17 protein-coding genes are annotated in these 20,325 nt (G+C 57.0%); 12 read left to right on the top strand and 5 right to left on the bottom strand.

The genetic code is table 11. The features are described from left to right. Nucleotides 1-72: 72 nt before the first annotated feature. Both QQL78_RS12820 and QQL78_RS12815 read right to left on the bottom strand, forming a co-directional pair. Entirely contained in the window at nucleotides 73-1,434 is a 1,362-nt protein-coding gene (locus tag QQL78_RS12820; RefSeq protein WP_284374012.1) for a sensor histidine kinase, read from the bottom strand. Further along, the gene (locus QQL78_RS12815) at nucleotides 1,431-2,102 is read right to left on the bottom strand and encodes a response regulator transcription factor (RefSeq protein WP_284374009.1); all 672 of its coding nucleotides are present in this window, start codon (nucleotides 2,100-2,102) and stop codon (nucleotides 1,431-1,433) included. The genes QQL78_RS12820 and QQL78_RS12815 overlap by 4 nt, the downstream gene beginning before the upstream one ends. Before the next feature lie 140 nt (nucleotides 2,103-2,242). Between QQL78_RS12815 and QQL78_RS12810 the strand changes: the two genes are divergently transcribed. The 4 genes from QQL78_RS12810 (at nucleotide 2,243) to QQL78_RS12795 (ending at nucleotide 7,491) form a co-directional block, all read left to right on the top strand. Continuing rightward, complete coding sequence (locus tag QQL78_RS12810) at nucleotides 2,243-3,343, top strand: type 2 periplasmic-binding domain-containing protein (RefSeq protein ID WP_284374007.1); 1,101 nt, start codon at nucleotides 2,243-2,245, stop codon at nucleotides 3,341-3,343. Nucleotides 3,344-3,406: 63 nt separating this feature from the next. Then, entirely contained in the window at nucleotides 3,407-5,434 is a 2,028-nt protein-coding gene (locus QQL78_RS12805; protein WP_284374004.1) for a tripartite tricarboxylate transporter permease, read from the top strand. Next, nucleotides 5,431-6,519 (top strand): 4-oxalomesaconate tautomerase, encoded by a 1,089-nt coding sequence (locus tag QQL78_RS12800; protein WP_284374002.1) that lies wholly within the window; start codon nucleotides 5,431-5,433, stop codon nucleotides 6,517-6,519. The genes QQL78_RS12805 and QQL78_RS12800 overlap by 4 nt, the downstream gene beginning before the upstream one ends. A 3-nt stretch (nucleotides 6,520-6,522) precedes the next feature. Further along, nucleotides 6,523-7,491 (top strand): D-2-hydroxyacid dehydrogenase family protein, encoded by a 969-nt coding sequence (locus QQL78_RS12795; protein ID WP_284374000.1) that lies wholly within the window; start codon nucleotides 6,523-6,525, stop codon nucleotides 7,489-7,491. Here the strand turns inward: QQL78_RS12795 and QQL78_RS12790 are convergent. Together QQL78_RS12790 and QQL78_RS12785 are read right to left on the bottom strand one after the other, a co-directional pair. Further along, the gene (locus tag QQL78_RS12790) at nucleotides 7,469-8,497 is read right to left on the bottom strand and encodes an AbrB family transcriptional regulator (RefSeq protein ID WP_284373998.1); all 1,029 of its coding nucleotides are present in this window, start codon (nucleotides 8,495-8,497) and stop codon (nucleotides 7,469-7,471) included. The two genes, QQL78_RS12795 and QQL78_RS12790, sit on opposite strands and share 23 nt — an antisense overlap. Beyond that, the gene (locus QQL78_RS12785) at nucleotides 8,494-9,144 is read right to left on the bottom strand and encodes a GntR family transcriptional regulator (RefSeq protein ID WP_284373996.1); all 651 of its coding nucleotides are present in this window, start codon (nucleotides 9,142-9,144) and stop codon (nucleotides 8,494-8,496) included. The genes QQL78_RS12790 and QQL78_RS12785 overlap by 4 nt, the downstream gene beginning before the upstream one ends. Nucleotides 9,145-9,206: 62 nt before the next feature. Between QQL78_RS12785 and tcuA the strand changes: the two genes are divergently transcribed. From tcuA to QQL78_RS12760, 5 genes are all read left to right on the top strand, one after another. After that, nucleotides 9,207-10,673: an FAD-dependent tricarballylate dehydrogenase TcuA gene (gene tcuA / locus QQL78_RS12780; RefSeq protein ID WP_284373994.1), complete on the top strand. Its 1,467-nt coding sequence runs from the start codon at nucleotides 9,207-9,209 to the stop codon at nucleotides 10,671-10,673. 185 nt (nucleotides 10,674-10,858) lie between these two features. After that, nucleotides 10,859-11,953 (top strand): ABC transporter ATP-binding protein, encoded by a 1,095-nt coding sequence (locus QQL78_RS12775; RefSeq protein ID WP_284373992.1) that lies wholly within the window; start codon nucleotides 10,859-10,861, stop codon nucleotides 11,951-11,953. An 89-nt stretch (nucleotides 11,954-12,042) separates the two neighbouring features. Then, a complete protein-coding gene (locus QQL78_RS12770; protein WP_284373990.1) occupies nucleotides 12,043-13,149 on the top strand; it encodes an extracellular solute-binding protein in 1,107 nt (368 codons plus the stop codon). A 129-nt stretch (nucleotides 13,150-13,278) separates the two neighbouring features. Then, entirely contained in the window at nucleotides 13,279-14,796 is a 1,518-nt protein-coding gene (locus QQL78_RS12765; protein ID WP_284373988.1) for an ABC transporter permease, read from the top strand. A gap of 4 nt (nucleotides 14,797-14,800) precedes the next feature. After that, nucleotides 14,801-15,694, top strand: a complete 894-nt coding sequence (locus QQL78_RS12760) for an ABC transporter permease (protein WP_284373986.1) — start codon at nucleotides 14,801-14,803, stop codon at nucleotides 15,692-15,694. A 124-nt stretch (nucleotides 15,695-15,818) separates the two neighbouring features. Here the strand turns inward: QQL78_RS12760 and QQL78_RS12755 are convergent, their stop codons facing one another. Next, nucleotides 15,819-16,250: a response regulator gene (locus QQL78_RS12755; RefSeq protein WP_284373984.1), complete on the bottom strand. Its 432-nt coding sequence runs from the start codon at nucleotides 16,248-16,250 to the stop codon at nucleotides 15,819-15,821. A gap of 295 nt (nucleotides 16,251-16,545) precedes the next feature. Here QQL78_RS12755 and QQL78_RS12750 point away from each other — a divergent pair, with 295 nt between their 5' ends. The 3 genes from QQL78_RS12750 to QQL78_RS12740 all read left to right on the top strand — a co-directional run bounded on the left by QQL78_RS12750 (nucleotide 16,546) and on the right by QQL78_RS12740 (nucleotide 20,299). Beyond that, the gene (locus tag QQL78_RS12750; RefSeq protein WP_284373982.1) at nucleotides 16,546-17,433 is read left to right on the top strand and encodes an alpha/beta hydrolase; all 888 of its coding nucleotides are present in this window, start codon (nucleotides 16,546-16,548) and stop codon (nucleotides 17,431-17,433) included. A gap of 86 nt (nucleotides 17,434-17,519) precedes the next feature. Further along, complete coding sequence (locus QQL78_RS12745) at nucleotides 17,520-18,848, top strand: aromatic ring-hydroxylating dioxygenase subunit alpha (protein ID WP_284373980.1); 1,329 nt, start codon at nucleotides 17,520-17,522, stop codon at nucleotides 18,846-18,848. After that, nucleotides 18,845-20,299 (top strand): glutamine synthetase family protein, encoded by a 1,455-nt coding sequence (locus tag QQL78_RS12740; RefSeq protein WP_284373979.1) that lies wholly within the window; start codon nucleotides 18,845-18,847, stop codon nucleotides 20,297-20,299. Before QQL78_RS12745 ends, QQL78_RS12740 begins: the two co-directional genes overlap by 4 nt. Nucleotides 20,300-20,325: the final 26 nt, after the last annotated feature.

The raw sequence follows: 20,325 nt of genomic DNA, 5'->3' as shown, positions 1-20,325 counted from the left end.
CAGCAAGAGGTTCGATGCGGGCAGATGCATTGGCCTTCATCACGGCGGCGGACCCCTGAAGGACACAGAAGGTTAATCGGCCTGTCTGATCCGAAGCGTGATGCGCAGCCCTTTCGGCATAGGTGTGATGTCAAGCGCACCGTTGTGATGTCTGGCAACCGCATCCGCGATGGCAAGGCCAAGACCGGAACCGGCGGAGGGGCGCACCTGTCCGAACCTTTCACGCACTTTCTCAACGAATTGCGGTGGGATTCCACAGCCATCGTCCTGCACATGGATCACCGCAAAAGCCGTCTTTTCAGCCAATGACACATCGATGTGCGACAGATCGGGACCGGCGTGGATCAATGCGTTTTCGATCAGGTTGGTGACCGCCTCGCTTAGCATGGTGGCATCAGCGTTCATTGTCAGGGGATGATCAGGCACGGACAGGTTCAGCGTAACACCCCGCGTCGCGCAGGTGGCGGTGCTGCGCTGGCAAACCTCTTGCAGCAATGTGGCAAGCGGGACGGGCGTGAAGCTGCCGGTGTTGCCTTGTGATGAGGCCCGTTCCAGCGCCAGCAGCTTGTTTGCCAGATCACCGGCGCGTTGCGAGGCCACGGCGAGCTCCTCGGATCGTTCGCGCATATCCTCCAGCGTTTTGGCCGAGCGGACAGCATCCGACATGGCAACCACCCCGGCAATCGGATTGCGCAATTGGTGGGCGGCGTTGGAGATAAAGACATCCTTGGCCTCGATGGTGGATGACACCTGACCAAACAGCCGGTTCAGTGTACTGACGATGCCACGGGCCTCGATCGGGACACTGCGGCGAATGGCCGTCAGATCATCGGGGGAGCGGCGGGCAATGGCGGCTTCAAGATCCAGCAGCGGGCGCAGGCCCAGCCGTACCCCGAACCAAACCACCAAAGCCACTGCAAGCACCAGTGTGGCGATGACCCCGAAGGTCCGCCGCGACAGGTCCCGCACGATGGTGCTGCGCAAGGCGGTTTCCTGCCAGACGGTAAAGGTGAAAGTGCCGCTTAACCCGTCGATCTGCACCGCATCGGTGAAACGTAATACCCGAACCGCGTCCCCCTTATAGAGGCTGTCAAAATAGGTTTGTCCGCTTTCCACTTCGTCCAAGGGGGTTCTTGCAACGGGTGGCGTGGCATAGCCGGTGACAAACACGCCGTCCGGTGCATAGACGTGATAATAGACCGGTCCGCCTGAGGTATCCTGCAACAGGGCATTGGTTTCAGGGCTTAGCGCGTCGCCCCCTGACAGGGCCACATCGCGTGAGATCGCCAGTACGGCTGACAGCAGGGAGCGGTCAAACCGCGCATTGGCCCGCAGCTGTGCATCATAGACCGCAAGCGATGCAATGATCCCGGCGATGACCAGCAGGGGAGTGAGAATGATCACCACCAGACGCAGGCGCAATGAGGTGTTCATCCTGTCGAGACCAGCAATTGATAACCCAGCCCGCGCTGCATCTTGATTTCCACACCAAAGGGTTTCAGCCGTTTACGCAGGCGCGAGACATAGACCTCTACCACCTGTTCCTCAACATCTGTGCCAACGCCATACACCGCATCCAAAAGCTGTGATTTTGACACGATCCGCCCTTGCGACAGGACCATGGCTTCAAACACCGACAACTCGCGGCGGGGCAGGTCCAAAGGGGATGACCCATGGCTGACCTGACGGCTTTGCAGATCGAAACTCAGCGGGCCGATGTCCATTGGGGCCACCACCGGAATATCGCGGCGTCGTGCCAGCGCGCGCACCCGCGCTTCCAGCTCTGCCATCTCAAAGGGTTTCACCAGATAGTCATCCGCCCCGGCATCCAGCCCCGCAATGCGTTCCGCCGTGCCCCCGCGGGCGGTCAACAGCAAGACAGGCCTGTTGTCGCGCCGGCGGCGCAGGTTCTTGAGGATTTCGACACCATCCATACCCGGCAGGTTTACGTCAAGGATCAGTAAATCTGCTCCGTCACCCTGCAAATGTGTATCGGCCTGCAGGCCGTCATGGATCAAATCCACTGCGTGACCGGCATCACGCAATACATATGCGATGCCTTTGGCGACGCTTTCATTATCTTCGACAATCACGATTCTCATGCGGCTATATCGGACCCTTTGCAAGGTTCACGCAAGGTTCACGGACAACAGTGCCCCAATCGAAACGGTGAGACACCCGTTTGATTCGGATTTTTTGGGATACTTTCGGGCTGGAGAAGCCCTTTTCTGGGAGGAAAAACATGTCACTTACAAACTTCACACGTCGCGTTGCGATGGGTATTGCCACGGCTGCGCTGATGGCACCGGCGGCGATGGCGGGCGGTCACGGGATCGACCTTGCGGGTAAAACCGTTGAATGGATCATTCCCTTCTCGGAAACCGGTGGGTCTGCCAAATGGGCCAACTTCTATGCTCCATTGCTGTCAGAGGCACTACCGGGCCAGCCCACTGTTGTGGTTAAATTCATGCCGGGTGCGGGATCGACCAAAGGTGCAAACTTCTTTCAGGAACAGGAATATGACGACGGTACGCTGATCTTCGGCTCTTCCGGTTCGACGCAATTCCCATATCTGCTGGGTGATCCGCGGGTGAAGTATGAGTATGGCGACTGGAATGTCGTGCTGGCCTCCGGCACCGGCGGGGTTGCCTATCTGCCGCCCGCGCTGGCGACCAAAGTCGCGGATGGCGGGGCAGCGGCCCTTGCGGACGAGGATTTCATCTATGGTTCGCAAGGAGCCACGCGGCTTGACCTCGTCCCTTTGCTGGCATGGGAAATGCTGGGCCTGAACGTGGAGCCGGTGTTTGGCATCAAGGGCCGTGGAGATGGCCGTCTGATGTTTGAACGTGGTGAAGCGAACATCGATTATCAGACCTCCTCAAGCTATCTGAAAGGCGTGGCCCCATTGGTTGAAGCGGGCACTGCGACGCCTTGGTTCAGCTTTGGCGCGCTGGATGACGATGGCAACATTGTGCGCGACCCGACTTTCCCTGACATGCCGTCCTTCAAAGAAGTGTGCGAGGCCACAGAAGGCTGCGAAACCTCGGGAGAGAAATGGGACGCGTGGAAAGCCTTCTTTGTTGCGGGTTTCCCGGCACAGAAAATGGTGTTCCTGCCAGCCGGTGCGTCAAATGATGCTATCGTGACTTACACCAAGGCGTTCGAGACGGTCAAAGCCCGTGCTGATTTTGCAGAAATCTCTGCGGCGCGTCTGGGTAAATACCCGCAGAAAACCGGTGCAGCTGCGCAAAAGGCGCTGGACAGTGCAACGAAAGTTCCGGCCGAAGCAAAGAGCTTTGTCGTTAGCTGGCTGAACGAGCGTTACGGCGTCACGTTGAAATAATCGCGACCCCCCCGGACCCAATGGTTTGGGGGGCTCTGCCTTTCCTATAGATCGGGGGCCGTCATGGACCTTTTAGCAACAGCGCTGCCGGCGCTGAACGATGCCTTTGGCATGATCCTGCAAGTGCACGTGTTTGGTTATCTGGTGCTTGGCGTCTGTATGGGGCTGGCGATTGGTGTGTTTCCCGGTTTGGGGGGGATTGCGGGGCTGTCGTTGCTCTTGCCCTTCATGTTCGGGATGGAGCCGCTGACCGGTCTGGCCTTGATGGTTGGTATGGTGGCGGTGGTTCCAACCTCTGACACTTTTGCTTCTGTCCTGATGGGTATTCCGGGGTCAAGCGCCAGTCAGGCCACGGTGCTGGACGGCTTTCCCATGGCGAAAAAGGGACAGGCGGCGCGGGCCTTGTCGGCGGCATTTGCCGCCTCGCTGTTTGGCGGATTGGTCGGGGCCGCCTTCCTAACATTTTTCATTCTGGCAGCGCGGCCTATCGTGTTGCTGTTCCAGACGCCTGAGCTGTTGATGATCACCATCTTTGGTCTGTCGATGGTTGGTATTCTAGCCGGTCGTGTGGCGATCAAGGGCATTGTTGCGGCCTGTCTGGGGCTGCTGTTCGGCACCATAGGTGAGGGCGATTCCGCCGGTGCGCTGCGCATGTCGACCTATGACATGCCCTATCTGGCGGATGGGCTGAAACTGGTTATCGTTGGCCTTGGTATCTTTGCCATCCCCGAAATCATTGCCCTGCTGAGACAGGACAAGGCCATCTCTGACCGTGCGCAACTGGGCGGCGGCTGGATGGAAGGTGTCAAGGATTGGTGGGCCAATAAATGGTTGTCGATGCGCTGTTCGTTGATTGGCGTCACCGTGGGCGTGATCCCCGGTCTGGGTGGATCGGTCGTGGACTGGATTGCCTACGGGCACACGGTGCAAACCGCCAAGGATAAATCGCAATTCGGGTCTGGAGACGTGCGCGGTGTGATCGGGCCGGAAAGCTCGAACAACGCGAAAGAGGGCGGCGGGCTGGTGCCGACCCTGTTGTTCGGTATTCCCGGCTCTGGATCGATGGCGATCTTTATTTCGGCGGTGGCCTTGCTGGGGTCCGGTTCAATCGAAGTTGGTCCGTCGATGTTGAAAAACAACCTTGATTTCACCTATGCTATCGTTTGGCTGTTGGCGCTTGCCAATGTTGTGGGCACGTTGATCTGCATCGCCGCCTCTGGCGGGATTGCGCGGCTGACTTCGATCCGTTTTGCGCTGCTAGCGCCCTTCCTGTTCATGATCATCAGCTTCGCGGCCTTCCAGTCGCGTCAGGACATCATGGATCTGGTGGCGCTGTTCTCTATCGGGTTGCTAGGCATTCTGATGCGCCGGTTCGACTGGTCGCGCCCGGCGTTCCTGATCGGGTTTGTCTTGTCCAACCCTGCCGAAACCTACGCCAACCAAGCGGTGCAAATCGCCAACTCGCGGTTTCGCAAAGGGTTTTCCGAAGGTCTGGAATACATTTTCAGCCCCATCGTGATTGTGTTGATCATCATCACCTTGCTGTCTGTGGTCATCGGGTTGCGGCAGGCGAAAAACATCATGGCCGAAGGTGAAGTGCAATCCGGCTCCAAACGCGCACCGCTTGTGTTTCTGCTGGCAGTGATCGCCTATATCGGGGCCAGCTATTGGAATGCGGCGCTGATCCCTGACTATTCCTCGGCGGATCGTGTGTTTCCGATTTTTGTCGCCACCATCGGGTTGATTGGTGCGATGATCCTGTTTGTCCAAATGATGATCAAGCCGGAAACCCATCCGCTGTTTTCTGACCGAGAGGCACAGGAAGCGGACCTGAATGTTTACGGTTTGTGGCAAACGCTGGTCTGGTTCGCGGGACTGTTGCTGCTGACGGCGCTGGCCGGGTTCATCATTGCGCTGACGGTATTCCTGTTCACCTTCATGCTGGTGCGGGCACAGAAAAGCGTTGGTTTTGCTGCGCTCTACACCGCCGCTGGCATAGCGTTTATCTGCTTTATGGCCAGCCTGCTGAACCGTGATTTCCCCCCCGGTCTGCTGCAAAGTGTGACAGATATGCCATGGCCGCTGCGATGACACAGACAGGGATTCCCTTTTGGTTCATGCGTGGTGGCACTTCGCGCGGCCCGTACTTCCGGCGCGCGGATCTGCCACAGGATCTCGAAACACTGGCCGGGGTGCTGGTCGCTGTCGTTGGCTCTGGCCATCCGTTGAACATCGATGGGATAGGTGGCGGTAATGCGGTGACAACCAAGGTGGCCATGCTGTCACGGTCGCACGATGGATGGGCCGATATCGACTATTTCTTTGCGCAGGTCAGCGTTGAGGATGGCACGGTCGATTTCAAGCCGACCTGTGGCAATATCCTGACGGGTGTTGGGCCGGCGGCAATCGAGATGGGGCTGATCGAAGCCACGGGCCGTGAAACCGCGATCAACATCCGCGCGGTGAACACCGGCGCGCGGGTGGTGGCCCGGGTTCAAACCGAGGGCGGGCAGGTGATCTATGGTGGTGACATTGCCATTGACGGTGTGCCCGGTACGGCAGCACCGGTGGGGTTGCAATTTATGGATACTGTAGGCGGTGCAACGGGTGCCTTGCTGCCGACGGGGAATTTGATTGATCGTTTTGACGGTATTGACGTCACCTGCATGGATGTAGCGATGCCCTTGGTGATTGCGCGGGCCGATAACTTTGGCGTGACCGGATATGAAAGCGCGGCGGAACTGGATGAGAACCGCGATTTCTTTGCGCGGATGGAGGCAGTGCGTCTTCAGGCCGGGGCAGCGATGGGGATCAAGGATGTGGCCAATTCGGTTACACCCAAATTCGGCCTGCTGGCACCGGCAAGGGATGGCGGCACAATTGCGACGCGTTATTTCATGCCGTGGAAAACCCATCCCACAATGGCGGTGACCGGCGCGCAATGTCTGGCCTCCTGTGTTTTGACGCCCGGTTCAGTGGCGGATGGCATGGTACCCACACCCAATCACACCCCGGCGAAAATCACGCTGGAACATGCATCGGGACAAATCGATGTGCTGGTGGATTTTGAAATTGGCGCGGATGGCATTGCTCTGCGTTCGGCCGGTTTGGTGCGTACCGCACGACTGCTCGCGCGGGGCGAGGTGATGGTTCCCGGCGATATCTGGAAAGGCTAGGGCATGAAGGTTCATATTCTCGATGATTGGTTCGACACGCTGCGCGGCCTGCCCTGTTTTGCCAAGCTGGACGGGCATGATGTGACGGTCTGGACCGATCACGAACCCGACCCTGCCAAACTGGCCGCGCGGGTGGCAGAGGCAGAGTGTCTGGTGTTGTTTCGTGAACGCACCAAGATTGGGCCGGAGCTGCTGGCGCGGCTGCCGAACCTCAAGCTGATCAGCCAGCGCAGTGTTTATCCGCATGTTGATGTGCCTGCCTGTACTCAGAATGGTGTGCTCTTATCCTCGAACATGCACAGCGGCACGCCGTCTTATGCGGCAGCGGAAATGACGCTGGCGCTGATCCTTGCCAGCTATCGCCAGATCCCGCAGCAGGTTGCTTCTTTGCGCAGCGGCGATTGGCAGATGGGGGTCGGGCGTACATTGCGTGGGCGCAGATTGGGGCTTTATGGCTATGGGCGCATTGCCGGTGCGGTGGCCGAATGTGCCCGTGCTATTGGGATGAATGTCCAGTGGTGGGGATCAGAGAATGGGCGCGCGCGGGCCAGGGCCGATGGGCAGGTGGTGCCCAAGGACCGTGCGACGTTTTTTGCCAGCAGTGATGTGGTCAGCCTGCATGTGCGGCTGAAGCCGGAGACCCGGGGCATCATCACCGCCGCTGATCTGGCCGCGATGCAACCGCGCAGCCTGCTGGTAAATACCTCGCGGTCGGGGTTGATTGGCGCAGGCGTTCTGGAGGCCGAGATAGCGCAGGGGCGCATTCATGCGGCGGTAGATGTGTTTGACAGTGAGCCGATGGTGGATGGGGGTAATATCCTTGCGACCCATGAAAACGTCATTGCCACACCACATATTGGTTACGTCACCGAAGATGAGTTCGATCTGCAATTCAGCGACATCTTTGACCAGATCAACGCCTATGCGGCAGGGGCACCGATCCACATGATCAACCCCGAGGTTTGGACGTGAACATGCGTGCAAACAAAGGCGCGCCAAGGATAACCACAAAGATGCGCAACACATGGTGGGCGATGACAAAAGACATATCCGCTCCCACGATCAGCGCCAGAATGGTAAGCTCTGCCTGACCGCCAGGGGCGAAGGCCAGAAGCGTTTCCAGTGGCGGGGCAAGATCAAGCGCATAGATGGTTTCGGTAAAGATCACTGTCAGCACAATCAGGATGGCGCAGAACCCGAAACCCGCCATCAGATCACGCCGCACCTCTTGCACGGTAATGCCCACGTATTTCACCCCGACGGACATGCCGATATAGAACTGTGCCAGCCAGATCGCCTCTACCGGGGGACGATGGGTCAGGATACCGGTCAGTGCAAGAAGGGCGGCAAGCAGCAGCGGGCCAAGGATCGAGGCGCCGAACATGCCGACACGTTTGGCGATTTGCCAGCCAAAGACCGCGCAGAATACCATCAACAGCAGTTGCGTGGGCGCAATTTTGGCGGCAGGTTCACCGGGCGGGGTGCTGAGGTCAGCGTTCCAGATGAATTTTAGCAGCACGGGCAGGGCAACAACAATTACCAGCACGCGGGTGGCATGGATCAGCGACATGGCCCGCACATTGCCACCGGCTTCTTCACCAAAGACCAGCATGTCCTGTAACCCACCGGGCATGGTCGCGTAATAGCTGGTTGGAAAATCATAACCCCAGATGCGCTGAAAATAGGGCACGCCAATCAATCCGATGGCCAATGTCATTACCGGGATCAGCAGCAGTGTCGGCCAGTAGCCCGTCATCAAGAGCAGCAGCGCCGGGGTGAATGTGGCCCCAACTGCGACACCAAGAATGGTGCGCATCAGCTCGTTCACCTGTTTCTTGCTGCGCATTGGAACACCGGCGATGGCCCCTGCAAGACAGGCGAAAATTGGTCCAAGCAACCATGGCAACGGCAGGTTCAGGGCCATAAACAGCGCGACCCCAACCGCTGCGATAACATATGTTGTGATATGGGGGATCATGTGCGCATCACCTTCAGGCGGTGGCGCAATGAGGTCTGCAAATGTGCCTCTGCGCTGGCGCCTGCGGCTTCGACATCACCGGCGCGGATCGCATCGATGATGTTTTTATGCTGTTGGCATACGGTCTTGATCCGCTCTGCATCTGCCAAGGTAGTGGGGCCTAGCAGCATCAGTGCATTGTTTAACGCACGGGCAGATTCCAACAGGAACCGGTTGCGTGTCGCCAAATAGATACAACGGTGGAAATCCTGATTGAGCGCGGCAGCAGTGGCCGGGTCATCTACCGTAACTTCGATCTTGTTGTTCACCTCTTCCAGCTCGTCAATCTCGGCGTCACTGGCGTGTTTCGCGGCCATCTCTGCGGCGGTGCGTTCCAGAACCAGCCGCATTTCGTAAAGCTCGACCACTTCAGTCCGTTCCAGTTTGCGGATTACCGCACCGATGCGGGCGCGGTGCTCGACGATGCCGTCCGCCTCCAGCTTGCGCAGCGCCTCGCGCACAGGGGTGCGTGACAGGGACAGGCGCTGGGCAACATCAGCCTCGCGCAGGCGGTCTCCCGGCTGGAACAACCCGTCGCGAATGGCCTGATGCAGTTTGCGATAGGCCGTCTCGCCCTGAGACAGGTCTTGCAATGAAGTGTCGGTCATATTAGTCAGTTTCCAAAATTGTATCCGCTTGGATACAATCGTGATACTCTGAAGGAGACCCCATGTCAAAGTCCGTCATTGTCGTTGGAACCGGAAACGCGGCCCTCTGCGCGGCGATTGCAGCATTGGAAAAGGGCGCAACTGTTCTGTTGCTGGAAAAAGCGGGTAAAGATCTTGCAGGCGGCAATACGAAATACACGGCCGGGGCGATGCGGTTTGCTTATGACGGCAACGCCGATCTGCTGCCCCTTGTGCGCGAACAGGATGACCCGCGCCTGCCAAAAACGGATTTCGGCAGTTACACGAAGGACAAGTTTGCGGCTGATTTATTGGGGTTCAATGACGGGCGGGATCTGTCGCCGGAACAAAAGGTTCTGGTCGAAAACTCGGGTGATACCATGCGTTGGCTGGCGTCGCATGATGTCACTTTTGAGCCGATCTATAGCCGACAAAGCTTTGAGAAAGACGGCAAACATGTCTTTTGGGGTGGCCTGACACTTGCCGCGGAGAATGAAGGGGTAGGCCTTTTTGAAATGGAAATGGCCGCGGTACAGCGACTGGGCGGCACCGTGCGCTATGATGCGGAGGTAACCGGATTGATCGAAGATCAGGGCCGCGTCATCGGTGTGCAGGTCGGGGACGAATCGCTGTTTGCCGATTCGGTGATTCTTGCGTCGGGCGGTTTTGAAGCAAATGAAGAGATGCGCGTTCAATATATCGGGGCCCATTGGGACAAGGCAAAGGTGCGCGGCACGCCGCATAATACGGGCGATGGATTGCGGATTGCGCTGGAGGTCGGTGCCACCGAATACGGTTTTTTCGAGGGTTGCCACGCGACTCCGATGGACCTGCATATGGCAGATTTCGGCGGCCTGGACCTGCCCCCGTCAGAGCGGAAAAACTATCGCAAGATTTCGTATTTTCTTGGGGTGATGTTGAACGCAGAAGGCAAGCGGTTTGTCGATGAGGGTGCGAATTTTCGCAATTATACCTATGCTCAATTTGGCCGCGCGATCCTTGAGCAACCGGGGCAATTCGCATGGCAAGTTTTTGATTCTAAAGTGTTTGACCTGCTTTATGCCGAATATTGTTTCCATGATGCACATTTTGTCGAGGCAAAGACGCTGGAAGAGCTGGTGCCCTTGATGACAGGGGTGGATGCGGTGCAGGCCACGCAAACATTGACGGAGTTTAATTCAGCGGTGGATATGACCGTTCCTTTTGATCCGACTGTTCTGGATGGCAAGGGGACGCGCGGGCTGACATTGCCGAAATCAAATTGGGCGCAACGGTTTGATACCGGACCTTACCGCGCGTTTCCCGTCACTGGCGGGATCACCTTTACCTATGGTGGTCTGAAGGTTGATGGCGCGGGAGCAGTGCTGCGGGAGGATGGCACCGCAATTGAGGGGTTGTTTGCCTGTGGCGAACTGGTAGGGGGCGTGTTTTTTGCGGGCTACCCGGGCGGTTCGGGCCTAACTTCTGGCGCGGTCTTCGGTCGAAAAGCTGGCATTGGCGCTGTATGCTGATCACAATCACTGCGAGTGGTTGGTAATCTGCCTGTTTTTCCCGCAATCCCTGCTAAAATGGGGACTACTGCATTTTGGCGCTCAAGTTTTTCGTTGTAAATTTGTAGTTCTGACGTCAGTCTAACCTAAGATAAAAATCTGCTGGCGGACTAAATGCCCGGCAGGAAAAACGGGGATGAATCAGAATGACTTCAACCGACGGGGCCTTTGTTGCCTTTGATCGTGTGCAAAAGAGCTATGACGGTGAGACACTTGTCGTCAAAGATCTGAACCTATCCATGCCGAAAGGCGAATTTCTGACAATGCTTGGGCCATCGGGGTCTGGCAAGACCACCTGCCTGATGATGTTGGCAGGGTTCGAGACAGCCACCCACGGCGATATCACGCTGGATGGTGTGTCGATCAACAACATCCCACCGCACAAGCGCGGCATTGGGATGGTGTTCCAGAATTACGCTTTGTTCCCGCATATGTCGGTTGCCGAAAACCTGTCCTTCCCTTTGGAAGTGCGCAAGATGGGCAAGTCCGAACGTGAGGAAAAGGTGATGCGTGCCTTGGACATGGTGCAGATGGGCGATTTTGCCGGTCGCCGTCCGGCGCAACTGTCCGGGGGGCAGCAACAACGCATCGCGCTGGCCCGCGCGCTGGTGTTTGAACCAGAACTGGTATTGATGGACGAACCTTTGGGCGCGCTGGACAAGCAGTTGCGTGAAACCCTTCAGTTTGAAATTACCAACCTTGCCCATGAATTGGGCATTACAACGGTATATGTTACCCACGATCAGACCGAGGCCCTGACCATGTCGGACCGGGTCGCGGTGTTCGACGATGGCCGTATTCAGCAACTGGCCCCGCCGGATGAGCTGTACGAAAAACCTGAAAACAGCTTTGTTGCGCAGTTTATCGGCGAGAATAATACGCTGGAAGGTGTGGTTGAGGAAATCAAGGGCGACACGTGCATCGTGAAGCTGGACAGCGGCGATATCATTGATGCGGTGCCGGTCAATGTGACCTCCGTGGGCGAACGGACCAAGGTTTCCATCCGCCCGGAGCGTGTCGAATTCAAGAAAGAGCGCCTGCAAGAGGGGACACATACCCTGAAGGCTGAAGTGCTGGAATTCGTCTATATGGGGGATATTTTCCGCACCCGCCTTCGGGTTGCCGGTACCGATGAATTTGTCATCAAAACCCGCAACGCCCCTGATCAGGAACGCCTGAAACCGGGTCAGATGATTGAAATTGGCTGGTTGCCACAGGATTGTCGAGCGCTAGATGCCTAAGGGCTAAACGCTTGTACATAAGGAGAATGCGGCGGCCCGGGCTGCGTTTTCAAACGACCAAACCGGGCAGAGATAAACGGGAGATATCAATGAAAGTAACGATGAAACTGATGGCTACATCCTGCCTGACGCTGACCGCCTCTATGGCGTTCGCCGACGGTCACATGGCCAATGAAATGACAATTGTGAGCTGGGGTGGCGCATATTCTGCATCGCAGAAAAATGCCTATCATGATCCTTATGCCGAAAAAACCGGCGTGAACATCATCAACGACGAGAGCTCTTCCGAAGCGGTTGCCAAGCTGCGTGCGATGAACGAAGCGGGCAATGTGACCTGGGACGTTGTTGACGTTGTTGCATCTGATGCGATCCGTCTGTGCGACGAAGGTCTGGCGATGGAAATCGACGCGGACACTCAGCTGGCCGATGGTGATGATGGCTCCAAAGCCTCTGACGACTTCGGTGATCTGCTGGTCTCCGACTGCTTCATCCCGCAGATCGTCTATTCCACAACTGTTGGTTATCGCACGGACCTTGTTGGCGACACACCGCCGACCAGCATCTGCGCATTGTTCGATACAGAAGCATACCCTGGTAAACGCTCGCTGGAAAAACAGCCGATTGGTAACCTTGAGTGGGCTCTGATCTGTGACGGTGTGGCCAAAGAAGACGTTTATGACGTTCTGGAGACCGAAGAAGGTCAGGCGCAAGCCTTTGCCAAGCTCGACACCATCAAGGACGATGCCATCTGGTGGTCCGCCGGTGCCGATACGCCACAGCTGCTGGCCGATGGCGAAGTCATCATGGGTTCCACATACAACGGCCGTTTGTTTGCACTGATCGAAGAGCAGAAGCAGCCCGTGGCAATGCTGTGGGACGCACAGGTGTTTGACCTTGACGGCTGGATCATTCCAACCGGTCTGAGCGATGAGCGCAAAGCACGTGCGCTGGATTATATCATGTTTGCGACAGACACACAGCGTCTGGCGGATCAGGCCAAGTACATCTCTTACGGTCCTGCGCGTAAGTCGTCTGCACCTTTGGTCGGCAAGCACGCGACACTGGGTATCGAGATGGCACCGCATATGCCAACCGACCCAGAGAACGCCAAGAACACCTTCCTCTATAACTACGAGTGGTGGGCGGACTATCGTGACGATCTGGATGCGAAATTCCAGGCGTGGCTGTCCAAGTAAGCCATTGATCTCGGGGCACGGTTCGCCGTGCCCCGTTTTTTAACGCATTGATCGCGTTACGCATTTACGATCCAGAATAAAAACGCGCTGACCCAACACGCGCGAACCCGTACCAACAAGGGATGTCCCATGTCAGAACCCGTGATTGCCGCCGATGGCCGTCCGCTCAAAGCCTCGCTGAATCGTGCGCTGCGCCGCCAGAAACTGCGCGCGCTTGCACTGATCGCGCCTTTGTTGATCTTTATTTTAGTGTCCTTTGTGATGCCCATTGCGGATATGTTGTTCCGCTCCGTTCAAAACGAAATCGTTGGCGATACCCTGCCGCGCACGGTTGTAGCTCTTGATGGCTGGGATGCTGAATCCGATGATGCGCCGGGCGAAGAGGTCTTTGCCGCGCTTTACACAGATATGGCGCTGGCGGTTGAATATAAATCGCATACTCGCCTTGGCAGCCGCTTGAACTATGAAACGACGGGCATTGCTTCCCTGTTTCGCAAATCGGGCCGCCGGGTCAGCAAGTTTGACACCGATGTTTACACAGAGGCGTTTCAGGCCGCTGACCCAAGTTATGCCGACCCCGCACAATGGGCGGAATGGATGGCGGATGACAGCATTCGTGCAAAGCTGCCTGTGACGGCAAATACCTATGACGACTGGGCCAAGATGATTATCGAGGCCGAAGGCGATGTTCCAGGCGAAGAAGAGCCGTGGGATTTTGTCTATACCGCGCTTTACACCGATGCGACCAACGGGGCGCAATTGCCGGTTGCTGTGGATGTCTCTGATATCGCGCCTGTGTCGCTGCAACAGCAATTTGGCGATATCGATGACAAATGGCTGGACCCGAACATCTGGCGCACGATCAAAACCTATGCGCCGAAGTATACCAACGGATATTTTCTGAACTCTGTGGACCTGATGAAAGGGGCCAGTGGCGTTGAGGCACGTCCCGAGAACGAACAGATCTATATCACGCTGTTCATTCGCACCATGATCATGTCGCTGTCGATCATGGGCATGTGTGTGTTGCTGGGCTATCCCATTGCTTGGTTGCTGGCCAATCTCAAGGACCGTACCGCAAACCTGCTGATGATCCTTGTGTTGCTGCCGTTCTGGACCTCGCTTCTGGTGCGGACATCGGCATGGAAAGTGCTGTTGCAACAGCAAGGGGTGATCAATGACGTCCTTGTCTGGATTGGCCTTGTCGCTGATGACAACCGGCTTGAGCTGATCAACAATCAGACCGGTACGATCATCGCCATGACCCATATTCTGCTGCCGTTTATGATCCTGCCGCTCTATTCTGTGATGAAAACCATACCACCCAGCTATCTGCGCGCGGCGAAATCGCTGGGGGCGACCGATTGGACTGCCTTCTGGCGCGTCTATTTCCCACAATCGGTGCCGGGGATCGGCGCGGGTTGTATCCTCGTCTTCATCCTTGCCATTGGGTATTACATCACACCGGAACTGGTTGGCGGGACCAAAGGTGTCTTTATCTCGAACCGGATCGCCTATCACATCTCCAGCTCTCTGAACTGGGGTCTGGCGGCCGCACTTGGCACCATTCTGCTGACGATTGTGATGGTGCTGTACTGGGTCTACGACAAGATTGTCGGGATCGATAACGTGAAATTGGGGGGCTAAGGCCATGTCAGGACTGCCACCATATGCGACGACGGGCCAACGCGCCTGGTACTATTCCTTCCGGGTGATTTGCGGGCTGATCTTCTTTTTCCTGATCGCACCGATCATGGTGATCATCCCCTTGTCGTTCAACGCGCAGGATTTCTTTACCTTCACACCGGAGATGCTGTCGTTTGACCCTGCGGGGTATTCGACCAAACATTACGAGGATTTCTTTACCAATTCGGACTGGCAGTTGGCGCTGAAGAACTCGTTGAAAATTGCGCCTGTGGCGACATTGCTTTCGGTGTCACTGGGGACTTTGGCGGCCATCGGCCTGAGCCAAAGTCACGTGCCATTCCGGCGCGCGATTATGGCGATTTTGATCTCACCGATGATCGTGCCGTTGATCATCTCGGCAACCGGCATGTATTTCTTCTACTCAAACCCCTATATCCCGACACCCTTTGGCAAAATCGAATTGCCCTTTACCCTGACCGGGACCTATCTGGGCGTTGTGCTGGCCCATGCTGCATTGGGTATTCCCTTTGTGATTATCACGGTGACGGCAACTTTGGTCGGCTTCGACAACTCCCTGACCCGCGCGGCGGCGAACATGGGGGCGGGACCGGTCAAGACTTTCTTCAGCGTGCAAATGCCACTGATCCTGCCGGGCGTGGTATCAGGGGGGTTATTCGCCTTCATTACCTCATTTGACGAAGTGGTTGTGGTGTTGTTTGTCGGCTCCGCCGGACAGAAAACCCTGCCGTGGCAAATGTTTACCGGTCTGCGTGAACAGATTAGCCCGACCATTCTGGCGGTTGCGACGATCCTGATTGCGGTTTCGATTGCACTGTTGTTTGTGGTGGAAATGCTGCGCCGCCGGTCCGAACGCCTGCGCGGCATCACACCCAGCTAGGTCCTTCATCAGGCTGTCCGGGGGAAGCCCTTGGGCGGCCTGATGAAATCTATGGGGTTATGTCATGCCTGCGCCGCGCTTCTGAAACGCGCCAGCTTGTGCTGAGGGGGCGTGGGCCTCCGGCCTAGCGGGTCCCACGCAGAAAATCCGCGAAACCCCCTAGTTTCTCCTTGCTGAGGGGTTTGATGAAAAAACCATGCACGCTTGGGAACTGGCGTGCGCGTTTTTTCCCTGCGGGATCCATGGATGTGTCAAGCATCACCATTATCGGACAAAGGTCCGCGTCCACCCGCCTTTGCGCCGCTTCGAGGAATTCGAACCCGTTCATTCGCGGCATATTGATGTCCAACAGGATAAGATCAGGAGAGAGATTGCCCGGACCCGCCAGATGATCCAGCGCTTTTTCAGGATCGATATATTGGATCAACTCCTGAACCAAACCGGATTTGGTGATGATCCGCTGGCAAATCAGCTGATCAAAACTGCTGTCATCAATGACCATCAGTGTTCTGATCAGGCAGGTGTCAAGCTCGGGCAGGGGGGATGGTTGTTTCATGGGGCGCTCCAGCTGACAGGATACTGAGGTTCTTTCGACCACATAATATGTAGGTTGATTGGGAAAGGGGCATGGCAGGTTTTGGGAGAGGATACCGGCAGAGAAAAGAATGAAACCCCGGATTTTCCTGCGCTACCAACCGCGTCGGGCAAGGTTATCAAGATGAACGCGTCCTCTGGTTGATGTGGTGCAGGAAGACTAGGGCGACTAGGTTAACAGAATCTAAATCCGTGCGATGGGCCGTGGCCGCTGGCGATGGCTTGCAGAAAACGAACGAACAATGAGGGACCACAGGATGGAGATTGAATTTGACGCGCTTATGAAGCTGCCGCTTGATCAGCTGAATTTTCAACTGTCGCCAAGCCTCTCCGCGAAAAATCCAGGTGCTGTTCTGGATGCGATGGTGGCGCAGACGGCGGCGGCGCAGGATGATCCGCAGATCGATGTGCAGATGGATGTTCCTTACGGGCCGCGCCCGCGTCAGAAGCTGGATGTTTTCCACCCCAAGGCGGGGGGAGGCGCGCCTAAACCTGTGATCGTTTTCCTGCATGGCGGGTTTTGGCAGGAAGGCGACAAAAGCGTCTCGGGCTTTGCCGCATCCTGTTTCGCCACTCAGGGCTGGGCGAGTATTTCGCTCGGCTATACCTTGACACCAGAGGTCAGCCTGTCGGTGCTGACCCGCGAAATTCACGATGGTTTACAGTACATTGCGCAGAATAGTGACGCGTTGGGCATTGACGCAGGCAAGGTCTTTCTGGTTGGCCACTCTGCCGGTGGGCATCTGGCCGCATCGGTGATTTGTGATCTTCTGGGGCGCGGAACCCACAGGCTTATCCAAGGGGCGGTTCTGGTCAGCGGTGTGTTCGAACTTGCGCCGATTGCACGATCCTATGTCAGCGATCTGACCCCGATGACAGATGCAGAAATCGAAGACCTTTCCCCGCTACGCCATCCGGTGCTGGCAGATATCCCGGTCCATATCTTGATCGGCGCGGATGAACCGGAGGCATTTCAGGTACAATCGGCGGTTATACACGACAGATGGGCCGCGCATCTGCCAGAGCTTTCATTTCATTCAGCGCGCGGGCGGGATCACTTTGATGTGCTGGAAGAGTTGCAGGATCCGAATTCCGTGACGGTGCGTTCTATCGGGCAGATGATCATGTCCATCACGGAAAACTGATTGATTTCAACCCTCTCTCTGCGCAGGATAAGGCAATTGGGTTGAACCGACAGCTCAGCCCCGCCGTGATGACGTTAGGAGAGAATATGATCAGTCAGGAATTGAACGATACAATTACATTGACCGGACCGGGCAGCGACGCCGGCGCGGTGCTGCGCCGCTATTGGCAACCCGCCGCCCTGTCGGATGAGCTGAACGGGGATCGTCCTGTGGTGCCGGTGACCTTGCTGGGGGAGCGGCTGGTGTTGTTTCGTGACAATGACGGGCAGCTGGGGCTGATTGATCGCCATTGTCCGCATCGTGGTGCCGATCTGTGCCATGGGCGGCTTGAGGACAACGGGCTGCGCTGCCCATTTCACGGCTGGCATTTTGACCGCAGCGGGCAATGTGTCGAACAGCCGGGCGAACCGGAAGGTAGCCGCATGCATGAAAGCATCCGCGCGACATCCTATCCGGTCGAAGAACGCAACGGCATCATCTTTGCCTATATGGGGCCGGGTGATCCGCCGGAATTTCCCAATTTCGACTGTTTTCGCGCGCCTGACACCCATGTTTTTGCCTTTAAGGGGCTGTGGGAATGCAACTGGCTGCAAGCCATGGAGGTGGGGATCGATCCGGCGCATGCATCCTTCCTGCACCGGTTCCTCAAGGATGAAGACCCCGCCGACAGCTATGGCAAACAGTTCCGCGACAAGGCGGCGGATACCAACATCCCGATGACAAAGCTGCTGCGCGATTATACCAACCCCGAGATTACCGTTGAAGAAACCGACTATGGCTTACGCCTGATTGCGCTGCGCCATCTGGATGAGGCGAAAACCCATATTCGCATCACCAACCAGATTTTCCCGCAGGCGATTTCGATCCCGATGAGCCGCGAGATGATCATCACCCAATGGCACGTGCCGATCGATGACAGGCACTGCTATTGGTACTCCATGTTCACCAGCTTTACCGATCCGGTGGATAAGGAGTTGATGCGCGCGCAGCGGTTGAAAGAACACCGCCTGCCGGATTATGCGCCGTTGAAGAACAAGCGGAACAACTACGGGTTCGACCCAGAGGAACAGCGCACCGAAACCTATACCGGTATGGGGATGGATATTAACGTGCATGACCAATGGGCGGTTGAAAGCCCCGGACCGATCTTTGACCGCACCCGTGAGCATCTGGGCAAGACCGACGTGGCGATCATTAAATACCGCCGCATGCTGCGGGCCGCGATTGCGGCGGTGAAGGACGGGCAGGAAGATACCCTGCCTATGCGGGGGGGCGTTGACCCGGCTGCGGTCTTTGGCCCGATTTCAAACGATACCATCGGGGACAAGGCCGCCTGGCGCGAGGTGTCCGCCACCAGCGATGCAGAGCGGCGGGCAGGCTGCGCAGATTGGGATGCAACGGTCAATCCGGCATGAGTGCGCTCAAAGACCGGATCGCTGACGGCAGTCTGGCACGGTTGGGCCTGTTGGACGCGGCTGGCATTGATCAATGCGCCGACGTGGTGGCACAGGCAGAGGCCGCCAATCTGGAAACCATCCGCGTCTTGTTCACCGACCAGCATGGTATCCTGCGCGGCAAGACGATTGTGGCCAGTGCCCTGCCTTCGCTGTTTGCAAACGGCATCGCTGCGCCTTCGACACTGTTGTTAAAGGACACCTCCCATCGCACCGTGTTTCCCGTCTGGCAGGCGGATGGCGCGGTTGCGGGCGGTATGCGCGGGGCAGGTGATATCCTGATGGTGCCGGACCCGGCAACCTTCCGCATCCTGCCGTGGTCGCCCCATTCTGCTTGGTTGTTGTGCGATTTGGCAGATGGTGCGGGCGGCATGTCGCCGTTTTGTACACGCGGTATTCTGCGGAAATCTGTTGAGGAACTGGCAGCGCAAGGGCGGGCCCTAGTTGTCGGGCTGGAGGTGGAATTTCACGTTTTTCGCAAACTCGATCCCAAGCTGGATCATGCCAGCGCGACCATGCCCGGCCAGCCGGCGCAAACTGAAAACCTCTCCCAAGGCTATCAGTTTCTGACAGAGACGGAGTATGATGCGCTTGAGCCGGTGATGGATGATCTGCGCCGTACCTGTGCGGGTCTGGGGCTGCCCATCCGGTCGATGGAAATCGAGATGGGGCCAAGCCAGTTCGAGTTCACATTTGATCCAGCCGATCCCATGACCCACGCTGATAACATGGTTATGCTGCGCACGGCGGTGAAACAGGTCTGCGCCCGTCAGGGGTTGCATGCCACGTTTATGTGCAAACCGAACCTGCCCAATGCCGTGGCAAGTGGATGGCATTTGCACCAGTCATTGATTGACGTTCAAACCGGGATGAACCTGTTTCAAGCGAAAGAGTATGCGCTGACGTTTGAGTGCAGCGGCTGGATTGCCGGGCTGCTTGCGCATGCGGCAGAAAGCTGTTTGCTCAGCACGCCAACAGTAAACGGATATAAACGCTATCAGCCACATCAACTGGCTCCGAACCGCATCGTTTGGGGGCGCGACAACCGTGGCGCGATGATCCGCGTTTTGACCAAACCGGATGACCCTGCCAGCCGGATCGAAAACCGCGTGGCAGAGCCTGCGGCCAACCCCTATCTGTTTTTTGCCAGCCAGATTGTGGCGGGTATGAACGGGATCGCCCAGCAGATGCAGGCCCCCAAGGCGGTAGAGGACCCTTATGATGCGGATGCTGCGCCCTTGCCGGGTAGTTTGCTTGCCGCGATTAATGCCTTTGAAGGCTCACCGCTTTACCGGATGGCATGGGGCGACGGGTTTGTGGATTATCTTTGCAAGATCCGGCGTGCGGAATGGGACCGCTATCATCTGACCGTTTCGCAGTGGGAACAGCAGGAGTATTTTGGTCTTTACTAGCGCGCTTGCATGACTCTGCCAGAAGA

Origin of the sequence: Sulfitobacter pacificus, assembly GCF_030159975.1 — a bacterium.
Taxonomy (GTDB): Bacteria; Pseudomonadota; Alphaproteobacteria; order Rhodobacterales; family Rhodobacteraceae; genus Sulfitobacter; species Sulfitobacter pacificus.
Note: the sequence above shows the minus strand (reverse complement) of the source record. Positions and strands in the feature narration are given on the sequence as shown.

What these genes read in the sequence shown, in the direction of transcription:
- QQL78_RS12820 (WP_284374012.1), bottom strand. Translation starts at nt 1,434, where the DNA reads ATGAACACCTCATTGCGCCTGCGTCTGGTGGTGATCATTCTCACTCCC.
- QQL78_RS12815 (WP_284374009.1), bottom strand. Translation starts at nt 2,102, where the DNA reads ATGAGAATCGTGATTGTCGAAGATAATGAAAGCGTCGCCAAAGGCATC.
- QQL78_RS12810 (WP_284374007.1), top strand. Translation starts at nt 2,243, where the DNA reads ATGTCACTTACAAACTTCACACGTCGCGTTGCGATGGGTATTGCCACG.
- QQL78_RS12805 (WP_284374004.1), top strand. Translation starts at nt 3,407, where the DNA reads ATGGACCTTTTAGCAACAGCGCTGCCGGCGCTGAACGATGCCTTTGGC.
- QQL78_RS12800 (WP_284374002.1), top strand. Translation starts at nt 5,431, where the DNA reads ATGACACAGACAGGGATTCCCTTTTGGTTCATGCGTGGTGGCACTTCG.
- QQL78_RS12795 (WP_284374000.1), top strand. Translation starts at nt 6,523, where the DNA reads ATGAAGGTTCATATTCTCGATGATTGGTTCGACACGCTGCGCGGCCTG.
- QQL78_RS12790 (WP_284373998.1), bottom strand. Translation starts at nt 8,497, where the DNA reads ATGATCCCCCATATCACAACATATGTTATCGCAGCGGTTGGGGTCGCG.
- QQL78_RS12785 (WP_284373996.1), bottom strand. Translation starts at nt 9,144, where the DNA reads ATGACCGACACTTCATTGCAAGACCTGTCTCAGGGCGAGACGGCCTAT.
- tcuA (WP_284373994.1), top strand. Translation starts at nt 9,207, where the DNA reads ATGTCAAAGTCCGTCATTGTCGTTGGAACCGGAAACGCGGCCCTCTGC.
- QQL78_RS12775 (WP_284373992.1), top strand. Translation starts at nt 10,859, where the DNA reads ATGACTTCAACCGACGGGGCCTTTGTTGCCTTTGATCGTGTGCAAAAG.
- QQL78_RS12770 (WP_284373990.1), top strand. Translation starts at nt 12,043, where the DNA reads ATGAAAGTAACGATGAAACTGATGGCTACATCCTGCCTGACGCTGACC.
- QQL78_RS12765 (WP_284373988.1), top strand. Translation starts at nt 13,279, where the DNA reads ATGTCAGAACCCGTGATTGCCGCCGATGGCCGTCCGCTCAAAGCCTCG.
- QQL78_RS12760 (WP_284373986.1), top strand. Translation starts at nt 14,801, where the DNA reads ATGTCAGGACTGCCACCATATGCGACGACGGGCCAACGCGCCTGGTAC.
- QQL78_RS12755 (WP_284373984.1), bottom strand. Translation starts at nt 16,250, where the DNA reads ATGAAACAACCATCCCCCCTGCCCGAGCTTGACACCTGCCTGATCAGA.
- QQL78_RS12750 (WP_284373982.1), top strand. Translation starts at nt 16,546, where the DNA reads ATGGAGATTGAATTTGACGCGCTTATGAAGCTGCCGCTTGATCAGCTG.
- QQL78_RS12745 (WP_284373980.1), top strand. Translation starts at nt 17,520, where the DNA reads ATGATCAGTCAGGAATTGAACGATACAATTACATTGACCGGACCGGGC.
- QQL78_RS12740 (WP_284373979.1), top strand. Translation starts at nt 18,845, where the DNA reads ATGAGTGCGCTCAAAGACCGGATCGCTGACGGCAGTCTGGCACGGTTG.